The sequence below is a fragment of the Bartonella sp. MR168JLCBS genome (assembly GCF_042194175.1).
Genome location: NZ_JBHIMP010000248.1, coordinates 1 through 849, shown reverse-complemented (window position 1 = coordinate 849; position 849 = coordinate 1). Strand labels below are relative to the sequence as shown.

At 35.8% G+C, this 849-nt stretch carries 1 protein-coding gene and 1 pseudogene; both read left to right on the top strand.

The features are described from left to right. Nucleotides 1-37: 37 nt before the first annotated feature. Nucleotides 38-757, top strand: coding sequence for an ABC transporter permease (locus tag ACFIK8_RS10660; RefSeq protein WP_014924125.1), 720 nt, complete (start codon nucleotides 38-40; stop codon nucleotides 755-757). Next, nucleotides 757-849: pseudogene (locus ACFIK8_RS10655) on the top strand (ABC transporter permease); the annotation flags it as partial. The gene ACFIK8_RS10660 and the pseudogene ACFIK8_RS10655, both read left to right, overlap by 1 nt.

Genomic DNA, 849 nt, shown 5'->3' with positions numbered 1-849 from the left:
AAAGCCATTTATTTAAATTTTTGTGAGGAATGCAAGAATGATTGAAAGTTTAGCATTGCTATCATTTAGCAATGGAGGATGGGGAATGGTTATAGTTTTGAGTGCAGGAATGACATTATCATTGGCTTTGTGCTGTGGAATACTGGGATTTCCTCTAGGACTTCTAGGTGCACTGATGATTCGATCCGATATTAAGATAGTTAAAGCTATAGCTACCCTCTTTTCATCGGTATTTCGTGGCTTACCAGAACTTCTAACCTTATTTTTAGTTTATTATGGTTTACAAAAGATTATTCAAACTACTCTTGATTATTTTAATATTGAGATAATATTTAGTATCAATGCTTTTATTGCTGGTGTTCTTGCACTCAGTATGGTTCTTGCCGCCTTTTCTTGTGAAGTTTGGCTTGGAGCATTTAATATCTTTGATAAAGGTCAATATGAAGCAGCGAAAGCTCTAGGATTTTCGCGCTCAACTACGTTTTTTCGTATTGTCTTTCCTCAGCTCATTCGAAATGCTTTGCCAGGACTTTCTAATAATTGGCTCACTTTACTTAAAGATACATCCCTCGTTTCAACCATTTCACTTGTTGACCTTATGCAACAAACAAATTTAGCAGTCGCAGCTACCAATGAGCCTATGCTGTTTTATCTTGTAGCATGTTTACTCTATTTATTATTTTCAGGTTTCTTTTCCGCAATCCTACATTATCTTGAAACATGCACTCAATCAGGATATCAAAAGGTATTGCTCTGATGCTTCCTGAGTGGCTCCATTTCCTTTTCAATCCTGCTCTCTTAAATCGTTACGGACTAAAATTTATTAGTGGGTTTCTCATTACTTTTGAG

What these genes read in the sequence shown, in the direction of transcription:
- ACFIK8_RS10660 (WP_014924125.1), top strand. Translation starts at nt 38, where the DNA reads ATGATTGAAAGTTTAGCATTGCTATCATTTAGCAATGGAGGATGGGGA.